Genomic DNA, 19,647 nt, shown 5'->3' with positions numbered 1-19,647 from the left:
CGGAGGAATCGCTTCCGCGCTTTGCGGAAGCACCGATCTACCAGGCACTGATCCATCAGTGGGGCCGGGCGGGCAAGACCCTGCCGGGCCGTCGCGACCCGGAGTGGACACGGCTGACCGCGTCCACTGTCCGGGTCGGGCAGTTCAGTGCGATTCCGGACCCGCGAGGTGGCGGGCAATGACCATCCGCTGGATCTGATTGGTGCCCTCGACGATCTGCAGCACCTTCGCCTCCCGCATGAACCGCTCCACCGGGAAGTCCACGGTGTACCCGTACCCGCCGAGCACCTGGACGGCATCGGTGGTCACCCGCATCGCCGCATCCGTACAGAAGAGCTTGGCCATGGCGGCCTGCCGGGAGAAGGGACGCCCGGCGTCCCGCAGCCGTGCGGCGGCCAGGTAGAGGGCACGGCCCGCCTCGATCTGCGTGGCCATGTCGGCGAGCAGGAAGCGCAGCCCCTGGAAGTCCGCGATGGGACGGCCGAACTGCTGTCTCCCGGTGGCGTAGAGGACCGCCTCGTCCAGCGCCGCCTGGGCGACTCCGACGGCGCAGGCGGCGATACCGAGCCGACCGGAGTCGAGTGCGGACAGCGCGATGGCGAAGCCCTGGCCCTCCTCGCCGATCCGCCGTGCATCGGGCACCCGGACCTCGTCGAAGTGCAGCTGAGCGGTGGGGGAGCCGTTCATGCCCATCTTCTTCTCGGGCGACGCGGCGGTCAGCCCCGCGGCGTCCCCCGGCACCAGAAAGGCCGAGATGCCCCGGGCGCCCTCGCCACCGGTGCGGGCCAGGACGGTGTAGAAGTCGGCGACACCGCCGTGGGTGATCCAGGCTTTGGTGCCGGTGATCACCCAGTCCCCGCCGTCCCGTACGGCCTTGGTACGCAGCGACGCGGCGTCGGAACCCGAAGCGGGTTCGGAGAGGCAGTAGGCGCCGAGCAGTCCGCCGCCGAGCATGGCCGGGAGGTGTGTGGCCTGCTGCTCCTTGGTCCCGAAACGGGCGAGGGCATGACAGGCCAGGGAGTGCACGCTGACACCCAGACCGACCGTGAGCCGGGCGGCGGCCAGCTCTTCGAGAACCTGGAGATAGACCTCGTACGGCTGATCGCCGCCGCCGAACTCGGAGGCGTACGGAAGGCCCAGTAGCCCTGATTCGGAGAGCAGCGCGAAGACCTCACGCGGAAAGTGTCCGTTGTGTTCCTCGGCGGACGCGCCGGGCGTGATCTCCCGCTGGACGATGTCACGCACAAGCGCGATCAGGTCCCGGGACTCCTCGGTGGGCAGCTGACGGTCCACCACTTGCGGGGCGTGGTCGGGCATGGCGACGCTCTCCTCCCTGTCGGGCGCTGCGGCATGCGCGCAGCCAGGGTGTGGCAGCGCTGCCGGGTCTCGCCTCAGCCGATGCTGCCCGCCCGGATCGCGGAAGGGCCTGACCAGAGGCTGTGGCGGCTTGAGTATGCCCGATCGGCGGACTCCCGTCACGGGGGCCAGGGTCGCCGGCCCCGGCTCTCATGGTGCGGCTCGGACCGAGGGAGGCGGCGACGGGCATTCCGGTACCAGTTCGCCGATGGTGTCCAGGGTGTGACGGAGCATCCTGACCAGCATCGTCCGGACGGTCTCGCGGGCCAGCTCCGGGTGGTTCAGCCAGTCGAGGGTGACCCCCTCCACGCCGCTCAGCCAGCCGAGCAGGGCGAGCCTGGCCAGCAGGGGGATCTCGCGGTGACCATAGGCGCCCTCCGCGATGGTGGCGATGAGTTCCTCGCGTACCGCGTCGCGCAGCGCCTGCACCTGGGTGTCGAAGCCCACCCCACCCGTGACGATGGTGCGGAAGGCCGCCTGATGATGCTGCGCGTAGAGCAGGTAACCCTCGATGGTGCGGTGCACACGATCGGCCCCGGGCAGCTGGGTGTCGCTCGCCGCGCGGACGAGGAGTCCGGCCACCGAGTCCTCGACGACGGCGAAGTAGTAGCCGCGTTTGCTTTTGAAGTAGTAGTAGATGAGCCCTTTCGCGACCCCCGCGTGCCGGGCGATGTCGTCCATCGACAACGCGTCGTAGGAGGTGTCAGCGAACAGTTTCCGCCCGGTCGTAATCAGTTCTGCGCGACGAAGCTGCGATCGCTCGGTCGTCCGCTGTTGGCTGCTGTTCACCTTGAGCCGGTCCCCCACTGCCGCAGGATTCCGAAGTATGTCAGAACCACCGCACGGCGGACCTCCGCGTGGCGGGCCTCCCCCTGGGTGCGGATGCGGCTCCCGCGGCTGGGAGCGTGGTCACGCCGCGGGGGCCGTTCGCCGGTTCAGCGGATTCCGACGGCCGCCAGAGCACACCGCTGGGCGGGTGTCGGGTGGGCCGGCCAGTACACGTAACAGACGCCACCCGTTCCGGAGACCACCGCGCCGGACGCGTTGTGGCGCTTGGTGCGGAGCCAGATGGTCTCCCATTCGGCCCGCCGGTAGACACGCCGCACCGCATCGTCGTTGGGTGAGGCGGGGTCGTTGGCGATCACGTCGCCTTCGGCCGTGAAGCCGATCACCGTCATCAGATGCCCCGAGGTGCCGTATCCGGCGCCGGTCAGTTCCTCCTTGAGGAACGACTGGGACGTTATGGCCGGGATGCCCGCACGGATCAGGGTCTCCAGGTCAGCGAGCGAGGACAGCCGGGTGACAACGGAGCTCATGTCCTCATAGCTCGCCGCGTAGGCCGCGTTGAACGGCCAGTTGCCGCACCCTTCGTACTGGTAGTCGTAGGTGTAGCGTGCCGCTTGGCAGACCTCGGGATCCGGATAGGCGGGGTTCACCCAGGCGAGGTCCGCTGCGGTCGGCCCACGGCCCCAGTACTTGATGATCATCGAGGAGGAGGTGGGGCTGCACCACGCCTCGCCGCCACCGTCGTACTCGGGATACTGCCCGTCGTGGACGTCCTGCGAGAACCGCGGCACGCGCAGCTCCCGCGCGAGATGCGGCGAGGAAGCCGGCACGGTGAAACGGTCCGGGATGTCGGAGGCCATCGCACCGAGCCGCCAGACGGTGGGGGTGAGCCGGGTGCCCGGCCTGCGGTGGAGGGTCAGCCGGAGCCGGTAGGAGGTCAGCCGCAGCCCGCTCGCGGCGTCGTCGATGGAGAAGGTGTCGGTCCAGATGGAGCTCTTGCCGTCACTCTGGTCGTCGACCGAGGTGCGCCTGATGTCGGTGTCGCCGGACGCCCAGCGGCCCATCACGTACCAGGGGGTCGCGGTGCCGTCGGTGTAGGTGCCGCACAGTTCGACCTGGAGCCAGGTGCCCGCCGGGGTGTGCGCGTTCCACGAGGCGATGACCTCGGTGGCGGGGACGCGGGAGTGATGGACCGGAGAGGTCCAGGTGGCGTACTCCCAGGTGGCGGTCTTCCCGGTATGCGGATCGGTGTAGTCGGTGCGGCCGGCGGGGGTGTCGATCACCAGCCCGGGGCGCCGGCCGGCGATGGCTCCGGTGCCTGACGCGGCGCCGAAGCGCCAGTCGGTGTACGAGGTCCAGGAACTGTTGTCCACGAGCGGAGGTGCGGTCTTCTCGTTGGCCGCGGCCGGGACGGCCTCGCTGTCCGGCGCGGTCGGGGCGGCCGCGGACGCGGGCACGGCGGTGGCCGCGGCGGTGCCCGCAGCGGCCGCGAGTACGGCGGCGAGCACGGTTCTGCGCGGAGTTGAACTGGTCACTGTGGTGGACCCCCAGTCGAGTACGGATGGGGCGGCAGCTGCACGGCAGTGGAGCAACTATTGCGGCTACCGGCGCACTTCTGCCAGTGATTCCCCTCGCGTCTTGCCACCAATATTGGTATCGACCACTGGCGTGACCTGCGACGCGGCCATCAGCTCCTAGGCTGACCCCATGAAAGACCTTGATCGCCTGGCGGCTGCGGTCCGTGAACTGCCCGCCTCCTGCGGGCCCGTTCGACTGATCGCGGTCGACGGCCACGCGGGCTCGGGGAAGAGCACTTTCTCGGCCAAGCTGGCCGACGCGCTGAACGGAGCGCCTGTACTGCATCTGGACGACCTGGCCACCCATCAGGAGCCGTTCGACTGGACGGAGCGGCTGCGGTCCCAGGTGCTGTGCCCGTTCGCCCGGGGGGATGCCGCTCGGTACACGCCGTACGACTGGACCTTGCGCCGCTTCGGGCCGGCACGGACCCTGCACCCCGCTGACGTCGTCATTCTCGAGGGAGTGGGTGCCGGGCGCCGGGCGCTGCGCCCGCATCTCGCACGGCTGCTCTGGATGGACCGGGACGCCGAGGGGTCGTGGCAGCGCGGCCGTCACCGGGACGGCCCCGGGCTCAGGGACTTCTGGGACGGGTGGACCGCTGCGGAAACCCGGCACTTCGCCGAGGACCCTTCCCGGCCATTCGCGCACTTCCTGGTGTACGAGTTCCCCATGGGATATGAGGTGCTCCGGAACCCCTCAGTGACAGCGTGAGCGAGCCAATGCGTGACAGATCGTGACCGGCTCTCCGCGGGAGCCGGACCCGGCGGAAAACCTCCCTTCGAGTGCCTCAACTCCGCTTGACCCAGGGCCCGTACAGGTCTTACGTTCTCAATGTGCGGCTTTTCGGAGCTGACGCAGACGCGAAGCCCCCGGTTGTTCCCCCGTGACCGGGGGCTTCGTTCTGCTCATTTGTTCCTCGACCGGCCGCTCCGCCCCACTGAGCGATCACCCTCGGTCACCATCCGCAAGTGGCGCACACGTTGATCCACTCCCCCGGCGCTCTTCGGTAGAGGGCCGCTGCGCAGGTACGATGCCCTTCGGGCGGCACCGGCAATTCCCGTCCGCTGCACGGCGGTTCACAGGCCGCAGGGCGCTGAGCCCGGCGGCACGGTACGGGGACACGGTCTGTGGGGGACGTGATGGATTTCGGCATGCAGGGCACTGGGGCCCCGGCCGATCTCGCCTGGCTGCGCGGTGTGGACGCCTACACGATGGGCGCGTACCCGCAGGCCGAGGAGGAGTTCAGGACCGCGGTGCGGCTCGATCCCGGCATGGCTGACGGCTGGCTCGGGCTGCACGCTCTGCGGGTGGACACCACCACCGCGCTGTTACGGATGTTCCGCCACCGGGAACGGTTCGGCGAACAGCGCTCCCGGCTGAGACGTGCGCTCAACTCCTGGTACTGGCTGGGCTGGTGGGTGCAGCCGGTACTGGAGAGTCCGCGCGATCTGCTGCTGGCCCACGCCTCCCACTGGCTCGACGGCCGCCATGTGCCCGAGCTCGACCGGGCTCTCGCCGGACTGCCCCCGGTCGACACCGACCCCCAGGTGCGGTTCCTGCACGCCTGCCGCGCCTACCTCGCCAAGGACTGGGAGCGGCTGGTGCGCCACACCGCGACCCTGGTCAACGACCCGCTGCTGGGTATCGAGGCAGGTTTGTTCGGCGGAATGGCGCGGGTCCGTCTGGAGATGTACGGCCAGGCCGAGCCGCTGCTGTCCGCCGCGCTGATGCGCTGCCGCAGCGAGCAGCCGCAGCGCAAGGAGCTGCGCTACTGGCTGGCCCGTGCGCACGAGGGCACCGGACGCAGCGCGGCCGCCCTGCCGCTGTACCGGGCCGTCCACCGGGTCGATCCCGCGTTCATGGACACCTCGGCACGACTGGCGGCGATTTCCGAGGGGGACGGGTACGACGAGACCGCGGACTATGCGGCGGTCTCGCTGGCCGGCTGCGGCCAGGACACGGTGGACGGGCAGGCCGAGGGGACGCTCGTGGAGGGCGATCCGGTCGAGGGCCGGGAGCTGCGTCCCGGCAGCGACCCGCTCGTCGGTCCGGCGCCGACCGACCGGGCGCGCGACCGGGATGTCTTCCTCGCGGAGCCGTTCACCGCTGAACTTCCCACCGGTCCGACCGACCCCGAGCTGCTCGCCGAGGCGCTGGCCGAGCTGGAGCGCATGGTGGGCCTGGAGCCGGTGAAGCGTCAGGTCAAGGCCCTGTCGGCACAGCTCAACATGGCGCGTCTGCGGACCGGGGAGGGCCTGCCCGTGCAGCCCCCGAAGCGCCACTTCATCTTCTCGGGCCCCTCCGGCACCGGGAAGACGACCGTCGCCCGGATCCTGGGCCGGGTCTTCTACGCCCTGGGGCTGCTCGGCGGGGACCACCTGGTGGAGGCCCAGCGGGCGGACCTGGTGGGCGAGTTCCTCGGGCAGACCGCCGTCAAGGCGAACGAGCTGATCGACTCGGCGCTGGGCGGGGTGCTGTTCGTCGACGAGGCGTACAGCCTTTCCAACTCCGGCTACAGCAAGGGCGACGCCTACGGCGACGAGGCCCTGCAGGTACTGCTGAAACGCGCCGAGGACAACCGGGACCACCTGGTCGTCATCCTGGCCGGCTACCCCGAGGGTATGGACCGTCTCCTCGCCACCAACCCCGGGCTGTCCTCCCGCTTCACCACCCGGGTCGACTTCCCCAGCTACCGTCCGCTGGAACTCACCGCCATCGGCACGGTGCTCGCCACCGAGAACGGGGACGTCTGGGACGAGGAGTCGCTGGACGAGCTGCGCTCGATCGCCGGGCATGTGGTGGACCAGGGCTGGATCGATGAACTGGGCAATGGACGGTTCCTCCGCACGCTGTACGAGAAGAGCTGTGCGTACCGGGATTTGCGGCTGTCGGGGTACGCGGGGGTGCCCGATCGGAACGATCTGGCCACGTTGCGGTTGCCGGATCTCATGCAGGCGTACGGAGAGGTGCTGTCCGGGCGGGGGCCGGTGGGCCGGGGGTCCCAGGAGCCACCGGGGGTGTGAGGGGGCAAGGTGATCAGCCTGCCAGGGCCTGTTCGGCCTGTTCCAGGCGCGGGGCGGAGACCTGCCCCGCGACGTCCCGGTGGGCAGGGTCCCGTACCTCCCCGACCAGCATCTCCAGCACATCCTCCAGTGCCACGAGCCCCAGCACCTTGCCCGAGCCGTCCGCGGCCTGCGCCACATGGGTGGCAGCCCTGCGCATCACCGCCAGGGCCTCGTCCAGCGGAAGCTCCGCGCGCAGAGTGGTCATCGGGCGCCACACCTGCTGCGGCACCGCGCGGTCCCGCTCCTCCAGGTCGAGCACATCCTTGACGTGCAGGTAGCCCATGAAGGCGCCGCCGTCCGCGCAGACCGGGAAGCGGGAGTATCCGGTGCGCACGGTCAGTTCCTCGATCTGCTGGGGAGTGACCGAGGGGGTGACCGTGATCAGCTCGGCTCGGGCGATCAGCACGTCGGCGATCGGCCGGCTGCCCAGTTCGAGCGCGTCCTCGAGTCGTTCCTGGGCCTCGGAGTCCAGCAGGCCGGCCTGACCGGAGTCCTCGACGAGCCGGTTGAGCTGCTCGCTGGTGAAGACGGCCTCGACCTCGTCCCTGGGTTCGACGCCGAAGAGCTTCAGCACCAGCCGGGCACACGCGCCGAGGGCAGCCGTCACCGGTCGGCACAGTCCCGCGAAGCCGACCAGGCCGGGGCTGAGCCAGAGCGCGGTCTTCTCCGGGGCCGCCATGGCGAGGTTCTTCGGGACCAGCTCGCCGATGATCAGATGCAGGGAGACGACGCACGCGAGCGCGATGACATAGCCGAGCGGATGGATCACCTCGTGCGGCAGCCGCGCCGCCGCGAAGACCGGCTCGAGGAGGTGGGCGACGGTCGGCTCGGCGACCGCGCCGAGAGTCAGTGAGCACACCGTGATGCCGAACTGGGCGGCCGCCATCATCTGCGGCAGGTTCTCCAGGCCGTGCAGCACCCTGCGGGCGCGTGCCGAACCTTCCGCGGCGAGCGGCTCGATCTGGCTGCGACGCACCGAGACGAGGGCGAACTCCGCGCCGACGAAGAATCCGTTGGCGAACACGAGCAGCAACGCGAAGAGAAGCTGGAGCACGCTCATCGCACGCCCTCCGTGAGACCGGCGGGTACGTCCGTGGTGCGGACCAGCCGCACGCGTTCGGCCCGGTAGCGGTCGACCCGGCGCACCGAGAGCCGCCAGCCGGGCAGCTCCGCACGGTCGCCGGGGGCGGGGATGCGGCCCAGCAGGTCGGCGACGAGCCCCGCCACGGTCTCGTAGGGCCCTTCGGGCACTTCGAAACCTATCCGCCGCAGGGTGAGCACCCGGCAGCTGCCGTCGGCCTCCCAGGCCGGCCGGCCGTCCTCGGGCGGCACAGCGGCCAGTTCGGGACGGTCGGCGTCGGCGCCGTCGTGCTCGTCCCTGACCTCGCCGACCAGTTCCTCGATGATGTCCTCGAGGGTGACCACCCCGGCGGTTCCGCCGTACTCGTCGACCACCACGGCAATCGGCTGTTCGGTACGCAGCCGCTCGAGCAGTTGCTGTACGGGCAGCGTCTCGGGCACCAGCAGCGGCGTCACCGCGACCCGGCTCACCGAGGTCCGCTGCCGGTCGTGCGGGGGCACGGCCAGGGCGTCCTTGAGATGGACCATGCCGACGACCTCGTCGATACGCTCCCGATAGACGGGGAACCGGGAGAGTCCGGTGGCCCGGGTGAGGTTGAGTACGTCCGCGGCTGTGGCCGACGACTGCAGTGCGCTGACCTTCACCCGGGGCGTCATCACGTGCTGGGCGGTGAGCCCGGCCAGCGAGAGGGTCCGTACGAACAGGTCGGCGGTGTCCTGCTCCAGCGTGCCCGCCTGCGCCGAGTGGCGGGCCAGCGAGACCAGCTCGCCGGGGGTGCGGGCCGAGGCCAGCTCGTCCGCCGGTTCCACCCCGAGCGCCCGCACCAGCCGGTTGGCGACGGTGTTGAGCAGGGCGATCACCGGCCGGAAGGCGGCCGAGAAGAGCTGCTGGGGCCCGGCGACGACCTTGGCCACCTGAAGCGGCTTGGAGACCGCCCAGTTCTTCGGTACCAGCTCGCCGATCACCATCTGCACGGCCGACGCCAGCATCATGCCGACGACGACGCTGATCCCGGAGACGGCCCCTTCGGGCAGTCCGGTGGCAGTGAGTGGTCCGGTGAGCAGCTGTGCCAGCGCGGGCTCGGCGAGCATGCCCACCACCAGCGAGGTGATGGTGATACCGAGCTGGGTGCCGGAGAGTTGGAAGGAGAGCTCGCGGAGGGCTCCGACGACCTTACGGGCGCGCCGGTCGCCGGCGGCGGAGGCGCCCTCGGCGTCCGCCCGTTCAACGGTGACGAGGCCGAATTCGGCCGCGACGAAGAATCCGTTGGCGAGGATCAGAAGAAAAGCTGCTCCGAGGAGCAGTAGCGGAATCATCATGCCGCCGCCTCCGGATGGGGGGCGGCGCAGGTACTACCGGACGATCCGTCCATTGCTGGAAGGAGTCACTCCTCATGTCGCAGGGGTGGCCCCGCGGACCACGTGGGCCACAGGGTGCGGGGCGGGGCGCTCGGAGCGCCGCCGCCCACCAGAGTAATCAACAAGCGGCGTCCGGGCGCAGGGGCTCAGCGCCTGGGTGTGCCCGTGCCGCGGGATTCCGCCAGGGCGCTCAGCGCGCGGGCGTCCCTGATGGCCCGGTCCCTGCCGATGCCGGGCTGAATACCGAGGGCCGGCAGGGTGGTGCCGTCGCTGAGGTCGAGAAAGACCCAGGCGTCGCCCGGCCGCAGATTGACCCGCAGGATCTCCGCCCACTCCAGCCTGCGCCGGGAGGTGAGGTTGACGACAGTGACGCCGTCCTCGTCGGCCACCACCTTGGGCCGGCTGAGCAGGGCCAGTACGCCGAAGAACACCAGTGCGGTGACGATGAAGCTGACCCGCTCCCCCGTGGTCAGGGTGTCGAGTGCCACGGAGATCCAGCAGAGAACCACCAGCATGACCGTCCCCACGGTCAGCAGGACGATCCGGGTGCTGGTCGGCCGGAAGGTGGCCGGCAGCGGAGGAGGTTCGACGGGGGCGGTCATGCTCTGTGCGTCCTTCGGGCTGGTCGTGGGCCTGGTCGTGCGGACGGTCAGAGGCGGCAGGCGTGAATGGCCGTGGTGAGGATGGCCCGGGCGCCCAGTTCGTACAGGCCGTCCATGATCCGCTGGGCCTCCTTGGCGGCGACCATGGAACGGACGGCGACCCAGCCCTCGTGGTGCAGCGGAGAGATCGTCGGCGACTCCAGGCCGGGTGTCAGGGCCACGGCCTGCTCCAGGTGCTCGACCCGGCAGTCGTAATCCATCATCACGTAGCTGCGGGCCACCAGCACGCCCTGCAGCCGCCGGAGGAACTGCTGCACCTTCGGCTCCTCGGTCCCGGCGCCGGTCCGCCGGATGACGACGGCCTCGGACTTCAGGATCGGCTCCCCGATGACGCCGAGACCGGCGTTGCGCAGCGACGTGCCGGTTTCCACCACGTCCGCGATGATCTGGGCCACCCCCAGCTCGATGGCGGTCTCGACCGCCCCGTCGAGGTGCACCACGGAGGCGTCGATCCCCCGGTCGGCGAGGTCCTTGGCGACGATGCCTTCGTAGGACGTGGCGATCGTCAGTCCCCCGAAGTCGTCGGGACCTTGCGCCGTGCCGGGCTTGGTGGCGTAGCGGAAGGTGGAGCGGGCGAAGCCGAGCTCCAGGATCTCCTCCGCGCTCGCTCCCGAGTCCAGCAGCAGGTCACGGCCGGTGATGCCGATGTCGAGCTTGCCCGAGCTGACGTAGATCGCGATGTCGCGCGGGCGCAGGTAGAAGAACTCCACCTCGTTCTCGGGGTCGACGAGAACGAGCTCCTTGGACTCCTTGCGCTGCTGGTAGCCGGCCTCATGGAGCATCGCCATCGCAGGCCCGGAGAGTGAACCCTTGTTGGGGACGGCGATGCGCAGCATGTGGGTCGGTTTCCTTAGGTAGCGGGGTTCAACGGCAGGGTTGTTCGGTGGTGCGGGAGGGCCGTGCTCAGAGATGGGCGTAGACGTCGTCGAGCGAGATCCCGCGGGCGACCATCATCACCTGGACGTGGTACAGCAGTTGCGAGATCTCCTCGGCGGCGGCTTCGTTGCCCTCGTACTCGGCGGCCATCCAGACCTCGGCGGCCTCCTCGACGACCTTCTTGCCGATGGCATGCACGCCTTTGCCCACCAGTTCGGCGGTACGGGAGGTGGAGGGGTCGCCGTCGGCGGCCTTGAGCTGGAGCTCGGTGAAGAGCTCTTCGAAGGTTTTGTTCGCCATGATGGTGCTCAGAATACGGGGTCCGCGCCCGTACTCAGTGCCAGGGTTCGCTGACGGTGCGCAGTGTGGTCGCGGTGGCCACGGCGGCGGTGACCGCTTCGTGCCCCTTGTCCTCGTTGGAGCCCTTCAGGCCCGCCCTGTCCAGCGCCTGTTCCTCGGTGTCGCAGGTCAGTACGCCGAACCCGACCGGGACCCCGGTTTCGACGGAGACCTGGGTGAGGCCGTTGGCCACGCCCTGGCACACGTAGTCGAAGTGCGGTGTGCCGCCCCTGATGACGACGCCGAGGGCGACGATGGCGTGGTAACCGCGTCCCGCGAGGACCTTGGCGACCACCGGCAGCTCGAAGCTGCCCGGCACGCGCAGCAGGGTCGGTTCGTCGATGCCCAGCTCGCGCAGTGCGCGCAGCGCGCCGTCGACGAGTCCGTCCATGACCTTCTCGTGCCACTGGGCCGCGATCACGGCCACGCGCAGGTCGCCGCAGTTCTTCACGGTGAGTTCGGGTGCGCCCTTGCCGCTCATTCTTCTCCCTCTGCTCTTACTGGTTGCCGCAGGCGGACGCGTTGTCCAGCCAGGGCAGGTCGTGTCCCATCCGGTCCCGCTTGGTCCGCAGGTACCGGAGATTGTGTTCGCCCGCCTTGATGGGCATCGGCTCCCGCTCGGTGACGGTCAGGCCGTGCTCGACGAGCGCCGCGGTCTTCTCGGGGTTGTTGGTCATCAGCCGCAGGCTGTGCACCCCGAGGTCCTCCAGGATCTGGGCGCCGGCCGCGTAGTCGCGCGCGTCGGCGGGCAGCCCGAGTTCGAGATTGGCGTCCAGCGTGTCCCGGCCGCGCTCCTGCAGTTCGTAGGCGCGCAGCTTGGAGAGCAGGCCGATACCGCGCCCCTCGTGTCCGCGCAGGTAGACGACGACACCGCGGCCCGCGTCGGTGATGCGGGCCATGGAGGCTTCCAGCTGGGGGCCGCAGTCGCAGCGCTGGGAGCGGAAGATGTCGCCGGTGAGGCATTCGGAGTGCACCCGGACCAGAACGTCTTCGCCGTCGCCGATCTCGCCGTGCACCAGGGCGACGTGTTCGATGCCGTCGACGGTCGAGCGGTACCCGTAGGCGGTGAACTCACCGAAGACGGTGGGCAGCTGGACGGTGGCCTCGCGGCGGACCGTCGGTTCGGAGCTGCGGCGGTAGGCGACCAGGTCCTCGATGGAGATGATCGTGAGGCCGTGCTTGCGGGCGAACGGGATGAGTTCGGGCAGCCGCAGCATCACGCCGTCCTCGCCGGCGATCTCGACGATCGCGCCGGCCGGTCGCAGGCCGGCCAGCCTGGCCAGGTCGACGGCCGCCTCGGTGTGCCCGTTGCGCACCAGCACGCCGCCGGCCTTGGCGCGCAGCGGGAAGACGTGTCCGGGCCGTACGAAATCCCCGGCCTCGGCCCGGCCGCCGGCGAGCAGCCGAAGGGTGGTGGCCCGGTCCGCCGCGGAGATGCCGGTGCTGACGCCGTGTGCGGTGCCCGCGTCGACGGAGACGGTGAAGGCCGTCTGCATGGACTCGGTGTTGTGCGTGACCATCTGCGGCAGATCGAGTCGTTCGAGCTCCGCGCCTTCCATCGGCGCGCAGATGAGACCGCGGCATTCGCTCATCATGAAGGCGATGATCTCGGGGGTCGCCATCTCCGCGGCGATCACCAGGTCACCCTCGTTCTCCCGGTCCTCGTCGTCGACGACCACCACGGGACGGCCTGCCGCGATGTCGCGGACGGCCTGCTCGACGGGGTCGAGGGAGAGGTCCTCGGTGTTGTCGGTCGAGTACCAGACGGGCTGCGCAGTCATACTGCTACTCCTTCGATGGCGGGCTCGGGGCTCGTACGGGAGCGGAGCCACCAGTCGCGCAGGCCCCAGAGGACGAGCGCGCCGTAGACGACATAGATGAGGCCGGAGAAGGCGAGGCCGCTGTGGAAGTTGAGCGGTACGCCGACCAGGTCGACAAGCAGCCAGGCGAGCCAGAACTCGACCAGGCCGCGCGCCTGGGCGACCATCGCGACCACCGTGCCGACGAAGATGTACGCGTCCGCCCACGGGCTCCAGGAGAGCGAGGGGAAGGCGGTGAACAGGCCACCGACCGCGAGGGTTCCGAGGGCGGCGCCCAGCAGGAGGTAGCCGCGCTCGTGGAGGCGGGCGAAACGGACGGCGACGGCGCCGTCCTGGGCCTGCTGCCGGCCGGAGCTCCAGCGCTGCCAGCCCCAGACCGCCACCGCGATGACCACGAGCTGCTTGCCGACGCCACCCGCCTGCTGCACCGAGACGTTGGCGGCGACGAGGATCAGCCCGGACAGGAGCTGGGCGGGCCAGGTCCAGATGGACCGCCGCCAGCCGAGGGCGAGAGCTGCGAGACCGATGGTGTTGCCGAGCATGTCCGACCAGATGATGTGCTGGCCGACGGCGGTGAAGGCTTCGGTGTTCAGCCAGGACAGGGCACTCATGCGGTCTGTCCTCCGATGCCGGTGGCGGAGCCCGCCGGGACGCCGGGCACCGCGCCGGCGCCGAGCAGCCGCTCGACGTACTTGGCGAGCACGTCGACCTCCAGGTTGACCGGGTCGCCCGGCTGCTTGATGCCGAGCGTGGTCAGCGCGAGGGTCGTCGGGATGAGGCTGATGGTGAAGTGGTCGGGGCCCGCGTCGACCACGGTGAGGCTGACCCCGTCGACGGTGATGGAGCCCTTCTCGACGACGTAGCGGGTGAGGCCGGCGGGCAGCGAGACCTTCACGATCTCCCAGTTCTCGGAGAGCTTGCGCTCGACGATGGTGCCGGTGCCGTCCACATGACCCTGGACCAGATGCCCACCGAGCCGGCCGCCGAGCGCCATCGGCCGCTCCAGGTTGACGCGGGAGCCCACCTCGAGCGCCCCGAGGCTGGAGCGGTCGAGCGTCTCGGCCATGACGTCGGCGGTGAACTCGCCGCTGCCGAAGTCGACCACGGTGAGACAGACGCCGTTGACGGCGATCGAGTCGCCGTGCTGTGCGCCGTCGGTGACGACGGGTCCGCGCAGGCGGAAGCGGGAGGCGTCGCCGAGGTCCTCGACGGCGGTGACCTCACCCAGTTCTTCGACAATTCCGGTGAACACGGCGCTCAGCGCTCCTCAGGAGTGGCGGTGATCCGCAGATCGGGGCCGATGCGTACGGTCTCGGTGATCGTGAGGCGCAACGCTTCGGTGATGGTGGTGATTCCGGCATCGGCGAGTGCGGCGGGGCCCGCGCCGATGAGTACGGGGGCGAGATAGCCGACGACCCGGTCAACGGCTCCGGCCGCGACGAAGGCCCCGGCCAGGGTCGGTCCGCCCTCGAGGAGGACCGAGCGGACGCCGCGCTCGTGGAGCGCCGCGAGCAGTGCCGGGATGTCGAGCCCGCCGGCCCGGCGTGGCAGGCGTACGACGTCGGGCAGGTCCGTGGGTACGTCGGCGGCGACCGCGATCAGGGTCGGTGCCGCGTCGTCGAGGACGCGTGCGCCCGGTCGGACGGCCGTGGCCCGGGTGTCGACGACCACCCGCAGCGGCTGGGCGACGCCTTCGACGCCGCGTACGGCGAGATGCGGGTCGTCCGTGCGGGCGGTGCCCGATCCGACGACGACCGCGTCCGACTCGGCGCGCAGCCGGTGGACGTCGGCGCGGGACTCGGGCGAGGTGATCCACCGGCTGGAGCGATCGGCCGCCGCGATGCGGCCGTCCAGGGAGGCCGCGTACTTCCAGGTGACGTGGGGTCGGCCGAGGCGTACGGAGGTGAGCCAGGCGGCGTTGCCCGCTTCGGCCTCGGCGGTGAGGACCCCGGCCGTCACGTCGACCCCGGCCGCGCGCAGGGTGTCGGCGCCTCCGGTGGCCTGCGGGTTCGGGTCGTCCACCGCGTAGACGACGCGGGCGAGGCCTGCGTCGATGAGCGCCCGGGCGCAGGGGCCGGTGCGGCCGGTGTGGTTGCAGGGTTCGAGAGTGACGTACGCGGTGCCGCCACCGGCTCGCTCACCTGCTGCCGCGAGGGCGTTCACCTCGGCGTGCGGGCCGCCGGCCCGCTGGTGGAAGCCTTCGCCCACGATCTCGCCCGCGGCATCGAGGATGACGCAGCCGACGATCGGATTGGGGCTGGTGGAGCCGAGTCCGCGGGCGGCGAGCTCGACGGCCCGGCGCATGGTGCTCGCGTGCACGGATGACGTGTCTGCGGATGCTGCGTGCACGGATGCCGCGTCCACGGTGGCCACCGGGTCCTCCTGCCTCTTCGGGCACGGACTCCGGGGCCTGTCGATGACGACAGAGAGCGGGAACACACGGGGCGCCGATGTGAAAGGCGAGTCACATCCTTGGACATGTCACCGACAACGGCGTACCCATACGGCCCGCCGCGCACTGCCTCCCATCCGGACTTTCACCGTCGGTCCAGGAATTTCACCTGGTCAACCGGCCGCTGGATGCGGACGGGTCGCGGACTATAACCGCCGGTTCGGAATTACACCGACCCCGGAGTGCGCTGCTACTGGTACAGGGTAAGTCTGCCACGTTCGACCATCGGCCATGCGGGCGACCACTGTGGGGTGGCTCACAGACGCGCGCCCAACGGCTCGCCGTCCTCTCCCGGCCGCGTCGCCTCTCAGCCGCTGAACAGCTCGTCCTGAGCGGCGTCCCGCGCCGTCAACAGCGCGCCGCGCAGTACCGCACCACCGCCCAGGATGCCGGCCCGGACCTCCGTGTTCAGGGGCGAGAGCCGCGCCAGGTGGGCGCCGACCCGGGTGGCGAGCGCCGCGCCGCCGGCCTCTCCGACCTCGCCTGCGAGCACCACGCATCCGGGGTCGAGCACGGCCGCCACCGCCGCGACGCCCACCGCGATACGGGTGGCGAGTTCGTCCAGGAAACGCTCACCCGGCTCCCCGGCGGACGGCGCGGTCCGCACCAGGGCCGCGGCGGCCGGTTCCTGCGCGGCGGGGACGGCGTCGATACCGTGCTCGGCGCCGAGCACGCAGATCCCCGCGCTGCCCACCAGGGCGTGAAATCCGTCATCGCAGCGGGTGGCCGACGGCAGCCCGCCCGAGCCGGGCACCGGGAGGAACCCGAGTTCACCGGCGCCGCCCGAGGCCCCACGGCGGATCCTGCCCTCCAGTACGACGGCAGCCCCCACGCCGTGGCCGAGCCAGAGCAGGACGAACGTGCCGAGCCCGCGGGCGGCTCCGCTGCGCTGTTCGGCGATGGCCGCGAGGTTGGTCTCGTTCTCCACCAGCACCGTGGCGGGCAGCCGTTGCTGGAGAGCGAGGACGAACTTGCGGTGCCAGGCGGGCAGCCCGGTGGTGGCTCGCAGTTCGCCGGTCACCGGGTCGATGAGTCCCGGGGCACCGATGCCGACGCTGTGCAGCCGGGACGCGCCTGCCGCGTGCACCGTGCGTTCGAGCAGCGCGACCGCCTGCTCGACGGCGGGCCCGGTACCGGTGTTCCGGCCGATCGGCAGCGTCGCCTCGGCGAGGGTGACGCCGAGCAGGTCGGTCACGACGACGGTGACGCTTCCGGTCCGTACGTCGAGGGCGGCCAGGTGCGCCCGGTCGGCCACGATGCCGTAGAGCCGGGCGTTCGGACCGCGGCGCCTGGCACCCGACTCGCCGACCACCGTGATGAGCCCGGCGCCCTGCAGGCGCTCCACGAGATCGGCGACGCTCGGGCGCGAGAGACCGGTGAGCGTCTTCAGCTGACCTGCCGTCAACGGCCCTTCGTCCCGGAGGAGGTGGAGGGCGATCCGGTCGTTGATGGCCCGGGCGGTGCTCGAGGATGCGGGCATGCCGGGATCCTTCCAGATCTATTTATCAGGCAGGTTACCTGATAGTTTTCTGCCGCGTCAGGGTCCGGCCCAGCGAAGCCAGGAGAACGGGACCGTGACCACGAGACCCGGGGAGGGCGCATGACCGGCGGAACAGGCTTCAGCCAGCAGACGCTGAAGCGGGGGCGGTACGCACTGGCCGCGGTGTTCTGCGTGCATGGCGCCGTCACCGGCAGTTTCGCCACCCGTATCCCGTGGATCCAGGAACACGCCGGGGTCAGCGCCGGGCAGCTCGGCCTCGCCCTGGCCTTTCCGGCCATCGGTTCGGTCCTGCTGATGCCGGTGTCCGGTGCGATCACCCACCGCTTCGGTGCGCGCCGGGCGCTCAGCGGGCTGCTCGCGCTGTGGACACTGGCGCTGGCGCTGCCCGCCTTCTCGCCGAATCTGCTCACACTCTGTGCGGCGCTTTTCGTCTACGGCGCCACGGCGGGCATGTCGGACGTGGCGATGAACGCGCTGGGCGTCGAGACCGAGAACCGTCTGGGCCGGTCGATCATGTCGGGGCTGCACGGTATGTGGAGCGCGGGCGCGCTGCTGGGATCTGCGGCCGGCACGGCGGCCGCCCACTTCGGCACCGACAGCCGGGTGCATCACTGCGCGGCCGCCGTGATCCTCACCGTGCTGGGTTTCGTGGCATGCCGGAACGTGCTCGATGTGCAGGGTGCTCCGGGCGGGGCCGCGCCCCCGCGGTTCGCGCTGCCGCCGCGGTCGGCGCTGATCATCGGCGCGGTCGGGTTCTGCGCGGTCTTCGCCGAGGGCGGCAGCCTCGACTGGTCGGCGGTCTTCCTGCGGGACACCCTGGACACCTCGCCGGGCCTGGCCGCCGCTTCCACCACTGCCTTCTCCCTGACCATGGCCCTGGCCCGGCTCGCCGGCGACCGGGTGGTTGACCACTTCGGCGCGGTGCGGACCGTGCGGGCCGGCGGCGTGCTCGCGACGCTCGGCGGGCTGCTGGTCGTGCTGGCGCCCAACGCACCGGCCGCCATGGCCGGTTTCGCGCTGATCGGCCTCGGCGTGGCGGTGGTCGTACCCCTGGCGTTCGCGGCGGCCGGCCGGATCGGGTCCCGTCCGAGTCAGGCCATCGCGGGTGTCGCCACCATCACCTACACCTCCGGGCTCGTGGCGCCGTCGGCGATCGGCGGGATCGCCAACGCGACCTCCCTGGTGCAGTCCTTCGTCCTGGTGACCGTGCTGGCGTTCGGCCTGGTGCTGGGGGCGGGCGTACTTCGCCCGGCCGCCGGAAGCAAGGCAGCGCAGGGCAGCCCGGCCGGCGCGGAAGTCCCCGGTCTGCGCCCCTGAGGCAATCCTCTTCCCGGGGCGCATGGCCGGGCGGCGGCGTCCCGGTGAGCTGGACGCCACCACCCGTCGGCCGTCCGGTCCGGCGGATCAGCCCTACCGGTTCAGCCGGCGATCCAGCCGGTTCATCCCGCGATCGAGTCGAGTTGCTCGGCAGCGGGCCGCAGTGCCCACAGGTCGCCGCCCGGTGGCGCCTGCAACTCCGGAACCGCCGCGCGGGCCCTGCCGTCGCCCGCGTCCGCGGCCGCGTGCACGATGTCACTCGCCGCGTACCGGTAGAACTCGAGCTCCGGATACGGCCAGGCGGCCGCGCCCGTCGCGGCGGGCAGCAGATAGTCGACCGCCTTGAACAGGCTCTGACCCTGTGGTCCGCGATAGGCCCACAGATCGACCCCGACATGGCTGCCGATGGCGGCGAGCCGGGTGTAAGCGACCAGATCGAAGGTGGAGTAGTGCCAGCTCCGGGTGCGAGCCAGTTCCTGGGGCTGTGTGCCGTCCGCGGCGATCTGCGGATCGATCCGTTTGGCGCGGGCGTCCAGGACCACCTTGCGGGCCAGGGCCTTGTCCCCGGTGGCGAGCGCGAGTCCGGCGACCTGCATGTCCATGAACGTGCCGTGGTTGTTCTCCGCCGCCGACTCCTGCTTGCCGAAGTCGGAGTTCACCAGCCAGCCGAGGAAGTCCTTGTTCCAGTTACTCATGCCGGTGCGGTCACTCCTCGTCCAGCCGGGCGCGCCGGTGTCGAGTACCGCGATGGCGTCGAGGACGCTGGTGAACTGCTGTGAGAAGTCGATGATGCCGATCGCCCTGCCGTCGTACTTGCAGGGGATGAACTGCCCATGGTCGAGATTCGGGTTCATCCTGGTCGCCGGGGCGACGAACCAGGTGCGCAGTATCTCGGCGGCGTGTTCGGCGTACGCCTTCCTGCCGGTGTAGTACCAGGCCAGGCTGAGGGTGGTGACGGAGTTGAAGACCTTTCCGATGTCGGGACGGTCCGTGCCGGTGTCGACCTCGGGGTTGCGTTCGCCGTCCCGCTGGACATACGGGCAGCCCCACGGATTGCTCGCGGTCTTCGGCTGGGAGGGCCACCAGTAGGGGGCCTGGCTCAGATAGTCGTGCGGGTCGCCGCCCGGCGCCGGCTGAGGTTTGTCGGTCACCGTCCACGGCCCCTGCCCGAGCCAGCTGTCCGCCGCAGCGGTGAGTGAGGTGACGGCTCGGCGGAGCTCGGGGTCGCCGTGGTCGAGGCGAATACGTGCTTGCTGGAGCCGACGGCCGTCGATCACGGAGGTCCTGGGGACTTTCGGAGCGACACCGTGGTGAGTCGTCGCGTCAGAGGATGCAGCGGGAACGAGGACAGCGGCGAGGGTCGCCGCCGCGGCGATCAGCACACTCAGACACCGTCGGGGTCTTCCACCCATGGAATGCTCCCATCAGATACATGAACAGAGTTCATAAACGAGAC

General features: G+C 70.6%; 18 protein-coding genes and 1 riboswitch. Of the genes, 3 read left to right on the top strand and 15 right to left on the bottom strand.

Annotated elements, in window-relative coordinates; translation table 11 throughout:
• Window positions 1-144 precede the first annotated feature (144 nt).
• The 3 genes from AB0M87_RS20300 to AB0M87_RS20290 all read right to left on the bottom strand — a co-directional run bounded on the left by AB0M87_RS20300 (window position 145) and on the right by AB0M87_RS20290 (window position 3,677).
• Entirely contained in the window at window positions 145-1,317 is a 1,173-nt protein-coding gene (locus AB0M87_RS20300; RefSeq protein ID WP_365854743.1) for an acyl-CoA dehydrogenase family protein, read from the bottom strand.
• Window positions 1,318-1,506: 189 nt separating this feature from the next.
• Window positions 1,507-2,163, bottom strand: coding sequence for a TetR/AcrR family transcriptional regulator (locus AB0M87_RS20295; protein ID WP_365854741.1), 657 nt, complete (start codon window positions 2,161-2,163; stop codon window positions 1,507-1,509).
• Window positions 2,164-2,291: 128 nt separating this feature from the next.
• On the bottom strand, window positions 2,292-3,677 hold the full coding sequence (locus tag AB0M87_RS20290; protein ID WP_365854739.1) for a peptidase C39 family protein: 1,386 nt from the start codon (window positions 3,675-3,677) through the stop codon (window positions 2,292-2,294).
• Window positions 3,678-3,849: 172 nt separating this feature from the next.
• On the opposite strand from AB0M87_RS20290, the gene AB0M87_RS20285 reads away from it, so the two are divergent.
• Both AB0M87_RS20285 and AB0M87_RS20280 read left to right on the top strand, forming a co-directional pair.
• The gene (locus AB0M87_RS20285; RefSeq protein WP_365854737.1) at window positions 3,850-4,431 is read left to right on the top strand and encodes a hypothetical protein; all 582 of its coding nucleotides are present in this window, start codon (window positions 3,850-3,852) and stop codon (window positions 4,429-4,431) included.
• 428 nt (window positions 4,432-4,859) lie between these two features.
• Window positions 4,860-6,743, top strand: coding sequence for an AAA family ATPase (locus AB0M87_RS20280; RefSeq protein WP_365854834.1), 1,884 nt, complete (start codon window positions 4,860-4,862; stop codon window positions 6,741-6,743).
• Window positions 6,744-6,756: 13 nt separating this feature from the next.
• Here AB0M87_RS20280 and AB0M87_RS20275 read toward each other — a convergent pair whose 3' ends face one another.
• From AB0M87_RS20275 to AB0M87_RS20225, 11 genes are all read right to left on the bottom strand, one after another.
• On the bottom strand, window positions 6,757-7,845 hold the full coding sequence (locus tag AB0M87_RS20275; protein ID WP_365854735.1) for a hemolysin family protein: 1,089 nt from the start codon (window positions 7,843-7,845) through the stop codon (window positions 6,757-6,759).
• On the bottom strand, window positions 7,842-9,185 hold the full coding sequence (locus AB0M87_RS20270) for a hemolysin family protein (RefSeq protein ID WP_365854733.1): 1,344 nt from the start codon (window positions 9,183-9,185) through the stop codon (window positions 7,842-7,844). Before AB0M87_RS20270 ends, AB0M87_RS20275 begins: the two co-directional genes overlap by 4 nt.
• Before the next feature lie 185 nt (window positions 9,186-9,370).
• A complete protein-coding gene (locus AB0M87_RS20265) occupies window positions 9,371-9,826 on the bottom strand; it encodes a PH domain-containing protein (protein WP_365854731.1) in 456 nt (151 codons plus the stop codon).
• 47 nt (window positions 9,827-9,873) lie between these two features.
• Window positions 9,874-10,722 carry an ATP phosphoribosyltransferase gene (hisG, locus tag AB0M87_RS20260; protein ID WP_365854728.1) on the bottom strand — a complete coding sequence of 283 codons (849 nt, stop codon included), beginning with the start codon at window positions 10,720-10,722 and terminating at the stop codon, window positions 9,874-9,876.
• Window positions 10,723-10,789: 67 nt separating this feature from the next.
• Complete coding sequence (locus AB0M87_RS20255) at window positions 10,790-11,062, bottom strand: phosphoribosyl-ATP diphosphatase (RefSeq protein ID WP_365854726.1); 273 nt, start codon at window positions 11,060-11,062, stop codon at window positions 10,790-10,792.
• A gap of 34 nt (window positions 11,063-11,096) precedes the next feature.
• Entirely contained in the window at window positions 11,097-11,582 is a 486-nt protein-coding gene (gene ribH, locus AB0M87_RS20250; protein ID WP_365854724.1) for a 6,7-dimethyl-8-ribityllumazine synthase, read from the bottom strand.
• Between the two features lie 16 nt (window positions 11,583-11,598).
• Window positions 11,599-12,882, bottom strand: coding sequence for a bifunctional 3,4-dihydroxy-2-butanone-4-phosphate synthase/GTP cyclohydrolase II (locus AB0M87_RS20245; RefSeq protein WP_365854722.1), 1,284 nt, complete (start codon window positions 12,880-12,882; stop codon window positions 11,599-11,601).
• A complete protein-coding gene (locus AB0M87_RS20240) occupies window positions 12,879-13,532 on the bottom strand; it encodes a nicotinamide mononucleotide transporter family protein (protein ID WP_365854720.1) in 654 nt (217 codons plus the stop codon). Before AB0M87_RS20240 ends, AB0M87_RS20245 begins: the two co-directional genes overlap by 4 nt.
• Window positions 13,529-14,173, bottom strand: a complete 645-nt coding sequence (locus AB0M87_RS20235; RefSeq protein ID WP_365854718.1) for a riboflavin synthase — start codon at window positions 14,171-14,173, stop codon at window positions 13,529-13,531. Before AB0M87_RS20235 ends, AB0M87_RS20240 begins: the two co-directional genes overlap by 4 nt.
• 5 nt (window positions 14,174-14,178) lie before the next feature.
• Window positions 14,179-15,225 (bottom strand): bifunctional diaminohydroxyphosphoribosylaminopyrimidine deaminase/5-amino-6-(5-phosphoribosylamino)uracil reductase RibD, encoded by a 1,047-nt coding sequence (gene ribD / locus AB0M87_RS20230; RefSeq protein WP_365854832.1) that lies wholly within the window; start codon window positions 15,223-15,225, stop codon window positions 14,179-14,181.
• A 207-nt stretch (window positions 15,226-15,432) separates the two neighbouring features.
• Window positions 15,433-15,563, bottom strand: a riboswitch (FMN riboswitch).
• Between the two features lie 117 nt (window positions 15,564-15,680).
• Window positions 15,681-16,853, bottom strand: a complete 1,173-nt coding sequence (locus AB0M87_RS20225; RefSeq protein ID WP_365854716.1) for an ROK family transcriptional regulator — start codon at window positions 16,851-16,853, stop codon at window positions 15,681-15,683.
• Between the two features lie 120 nt (window positions 16,854-16,973).
• Here AB0M87_RS20225 and AB0M87_RS20220 point away from each other — a divergent pair, with 120 nt between their 5' ends.
• A complete protein-coding gene (locus AB0M87_RS20220; protein ID WP_365854714.1) occupies window positions 16,974-18,191 on the top strand; it encodes an MFS transporter in 1,218 nt (405 codons plus the stop codon).
• A 122-nt stretch (window positions 18,192-18,313) separates the two neighbouring features.
• On the opposite strand, the gene AB0M87_RS20215 is transcribed toward AB0M87_RS20220, so the two are convergent.
• Window positions 18,314-19,603 (bottom strand): alginate lyase family protein, encoded by a 1,290-nt coding sequence (locus tag AB0M87_RS20215; RefSeq protein WP_365854712.1) that lies wholly within the window; start codon window positions 19,601-19,603, stop codon window positions 18,314-18,316.
• Between the last annotated feature and the right edge of the window lie 44 nt (window positions 19,604-19,647).

The sequence above is a fragment of the Streptomyces sp. NPDC051320 genome (assembly GCF_040682175.1).
Lineage (GTDB): Bacteria > Actinomycetota > Actinomycetes > Streptomycetales > Streptomycetaceae > Streptomyces.
This window is presented reverse-complemented; position numbering and strand designations above follow the sequence as displayed.